Here is a 3,894-nt window from a genome sequence, read left to right as displayed (position 1 = left end):
AGCGAAGACATTGCCGTCACAAGGCGGCTTTGTAATGCGGGTGAACTGCTTGGTATTCCACTATTAGATCACATCATACTAGGCGACGGTCAATACGTCAGCCTCAAAGAGCGAGGCATCATTTGAGTACAAATTGGGAAAGTATCGTCGAATCACTTCGGCAGCAGTTGGACATTAAACATCAGGCGCGAGAACATGGGCTTCAAACCTGTCGCAAGGTTATTCAATCTTGTGGGAAGGGTATTCGTCATATTCATCGTCACCAAACAAAAGAGGCGCGCGAGCTTATTGATGAGGCGCGACGGCTTGTTCAGGAAGCTCGCGATTACTTAAAGCCCCATCCTGACCTCTATTATGCGGGCTATTTGCAGGATGCGGAGAAAGAATATGTCGAGGCGGAGGCGTTGTATGCGATCATCGAGAAAAGCACGATGCCAGACCCTGCCGGTTTAAATGTGCATGTGACAGCCTATCTCAATGGTATGGCCGAAGCCGCGAGTGAGTGTCGTCGCTATATCCTCGATGCGATGCGAAAGGGCGAGACCAAAGTCGCTGAAGATTGCCTGATTGCAATGGAGGACATTTACGACGAGTTGATTACCTTCGATTACCCCGATGCAATCACCGGAGGCTTGCGCCGAACATGCGACGCTTTAAGAGCCGTTCTAGAAAGAACCCGAAGCGATTTCGCTATCTCAACTACCCAAAGAGAACTTCAATCCGCCCTAGAGCGTACACTGGAGAAGATTGAGGAGAAAGAAGGGTAAGCGGCTTATTTGCCACCTTTCGAAACGGCCTTTTCATAATGTATAGGGGGAACATGTATGGTCGTCCGCCAGGAAGACCTCACCCCCTACTTCGTAGGCCCCTCTCCGTGACAGGAGAGGGGGAAGCAATTCTAACTTAAACCTTTAACCCCCGCGGGGTGAGGTTCCGAATGATCCCTCGACTAGTTCGGAATGACGTGTCTGACGGCACGTTTTGATCCGGAACCGGTGAGATGCCAGCGATACGGGCTACGTTAACTCAAACCTCCCAATACTTCATACTAACCCCGACGGTGAACAACTGGCATGTATCTTCAGTATATAACCTGTGATGATCCGATTAATGGGTATCGAATTACTCACCGATCTTGCCGCTTATGAGAAGGCGGGAGAGCAGATGATGCTCCTGATTTTATGCTAATGCCCTAAAGTTAATTGGCGAGGTATAATTTTAACCCACATCTTAGAACAGGTTATTTTAACATGCAAGCAATCGCCAAGGTAGAACGCGCGCCTGGAGCGCAACTTATTGAAGTAAACTCTCCTGAAATTAAGCCGGGTCATGTACGTGTGAAGGTGCTTCGCACCTCAGTTTGTGGCACGGATTTTCATATTTTTAATTGGGACGAATGGTCGCAAGGGCGAATTCACCCGCCGCGCATTCTTGGCCATGAGATGTGCGGGATAATCACCGAAGTTGGTGAAGGGGTTAGTGAACGAAAAGTTGGAGATTATGTCGCCAGCGAATCCCATATCGTCTGCGGCAAATGTGTCCAGTGTCTGGCAGGACAGGGGCATGTTTGTAAGAATACACTGATTTTAGGAGTCGATGTGGATGGTGTGTTCGCACCTGATATCGTAATCCCTGAAGCGAACGCACGGCTGACTGATACGAGCGTTTCCCCTGAAATTGCATCAATACAAGATCCTTTAGGAAATGCAATCCATGCCGCGCTTGCAACCCCTTTGGAAGGCCGTACAGTATTAGTGATGGGTTGCGGGCCGATTGGATTGTTCGCAATCGCTGTTTGCAAAGCGATGGGAGCAAAGCAAACAATCGCTGTTGAAGTAAGTCCGTATCGTTTGAACCTGGCAGAAGCAATGGGCGCAAATGTGCTCCTGAATCCTAAGAACGATAATATCGAGAAAACAGTGTTGGAATATACCGGTGGGATTGGAGTGGATGTGGTCCTTGAGATGTCAGGCCATCCTTCATCACTTAATCAAGCCATTAATCTCGTCCGGAGTGGTGGCCGCCTCAGTTTATTCGGCATCTATCCTAAGAGTGAAATCGAAGTGAACCTGAACGAGATTATCTTCAAAGGACTTTTAATACAAGGGACAGTCGGACGCAAACTCTATGAAACCTGGGATCAGATGCACGAACTATTGTCCAGTGGAAAGCTTAACGTTGCCCCTGTCATCACTCATACACTGCATTACACTGAATTTGCTGAGGGAATGGAGCTAATCCGTTCAGGGAACTGCGGGAAACTCGTTTTTCACGTCGCTGATTAAGACTCAAAAAAAAGCCCAAGTAAAGTGGGTTTTTTACTTGGGCAATCAAGAGGATATTGAACTGACTTTTCGTGATTGAAGAAAGAGCTTATTTAAATGTCCTTAATTTTAGTTTAATAGCACGCTCTGCCTCGAAAGAAGGCTTTGCCAAATTTTGATGACTTTATGAGACTACATTAGAATTACTAGACAAGCCTTGCTGTTACCCTATCGATTTCTTTTGTTTGCAGGCTTAATCATTTGTATGTTTTACACTTATATAAACGGATGAAGCTGTGCAATTAGTTCCTTAGTTTCACTAAAAGAGATAAATATCAGGTAAGACATTCGGCGTTACCCTTGACGCGAACGATCATAGAGCGTAAAATTGTTACGATGGAGGCGAACCATGAATCAAACATTTCAAAATTGGCTTAACGAACAACTCGGTGGTCTGAAGGAACAGAACCTGTATAAGGTTCCTCCCGTTTTGGAAGGACCTGCCGGTGGTCATGCAATTATAGGTGGCAAAGAAGTCATCAATCTTTCTTCTAATAACTATCTTGATTTGGCCAATCACCCTAAGATGCGCGAAGCAGCGATCGAAGCGATTAATAAGTGGGGAGTTGGCGCAGGAGCAGTGCGTGCAATATGCGGAACTTTGTCAATTCACGATGTTCTCGAAGAGCGACTTGCTAAGTTCAAGCATGTTGATGCGGTTTTAGTATTTCAGAGTGGTTTTACAGCGAACTCCGGTACTATCCCCGCCGTTGCACAGAATGGTGATGTCATTATTTCCGATGAATTGAACCATGCTAGCATTATCGATGGCGTGCGTCTGGCGGGTGCGGCTTATAAGAAGAGTGATGGCTGGGTTTATAAGCATAAGGACATGAATAACCTGGAGGAGATTTTAAAGAAGGCTTCCGGCTTCAACAAGCGGATGATTATCACCGACGGCGTATTCAGTATGGATGGTGATATCGCGCCGCTTCCTGAAATTGTTGAGCTTGCTGAAAAATACGATGCTTTTGTGATGATTGATGATGCTCATGCCAGCGGTGTACTGGGTGAAAATGGCGCCGGATCGGTTTCTCATTTTAAGCTTTATGGGAAAGTTGATATCCAACTGGGCACACTATCTAAAGCGCTTGGAGTGATGGGGGGCTATATTGCCGGTTCACGCGCCCTTAAGGAATGGCTCATCAATCGCGGTCGTCCCTATCTATTCAGCACCGCCCATCCCCCTGCAGTTGCCGCTGCACTGATTGCAGCGATTGATATTATGGAAAACGATCCTGAGCCGATGAAGCGATTGTGGGATAACACGCGCTATTGGAAGAAGCAACTACAAGATGCAGGTTTTGACACGATGGGCTCTGAAACGCCGATTACACCTATTCTTATGGGTGATGAAGCCACCGCACAGAAGGCTCAGCGATTGCTGTTCGAAGAAGGAGTCATGGCGCTAGCAATCGTTTTCCCAACAGTAGCCAAAGGCAAAGCCCGAGTAAGAACCATGCCCTCCGCCGCCCACACCCGCGCCGACCTAGACCGAGCCTTAGAAGCCTTCTGCAAGGTAGGCAAGGAGTTGGGATTGATATAAGGGGATCTCATTTAAGTATATAAG

General features: G+C 47.1%; 4 protein-coding genes. All 4 read left to right on the top strand.

Features of this window, described 5'->3' with window-relative positions; translation table 11 throughout:
• Window positions 1-126 (top strand): JAB domain-containing protein (locus tag WCO51_10765; GenBank protein MEI6513736.1); only part of this gene is annotated, 126 nt, incomplete at its 5' end.
• The gene (locus WCO51_10760; protein MEI6513735.1) at window positions 123-767 is read left to right on the top strand and encodes a haloacid dehalogenase; all 645 of its coding nucleotides are present in this window, start codon (window positions 123-125) and stop codon (window positions 765-767) included. The genes WCO51_10765 and WCO51_10760, both read left to right, overlap by 4 nt.
• A 483-nt stretch (window positions 768-1,250) precedes the next feature.
• On the top strand, window positions 1,251-2,285 hold the full coding sequence (tdh, locus tag WCO51_10755; GenBank protein MEI6513734.1) for an L-threonine 3-dehydrogenase: 1,035 nt from the start codon (window positions 1,251-1,253) through the stop codon (window positions 2,283-2,285).
• Window positions 2,286-2,673: 388 nt separating this feature from the next.
• Window positions 2,674-3,870 (top strand): glycine C-acetyltransferase, encoded by a 1,197-nt coding sequence (locus tag WCO51_10750; protein MEI6513733.1) that lies wholly within the window; start codon window positions 2,674-2,676, stop codon window positions 3,868-3,870.
• Window positions 3,871-3,894: the final 24 nt, after the last annotated feature.

Source organism: bacterium (genome assembly GCA_037131655.1).
Lineage (GTDB): Bacteria > Armatimonadota > Fimbriimonadia > Fimbriimonadales > JBAXQP01 > JBAXQP01.
This window is presented reverse-complemented; position numbering and strand designations above follow the sequence as displayed.

Bases quoted from the DNA above. Each gene is read 5' to 3' on its own strand.
- tdh (MEI6513734.1), top strand. From the start codon at position 1,251: ATGCAAGCAATCGCCAAGGTAGAACGCGCGCCTGGAGCGCAACTTATT.
- WCO51_10750 (MEI6513733.1), top strand. From the start codon at position 2,674: ATGAATCAAACATTTCAAAATTGGCTTAACGAACAACTCGGTGGTCTG.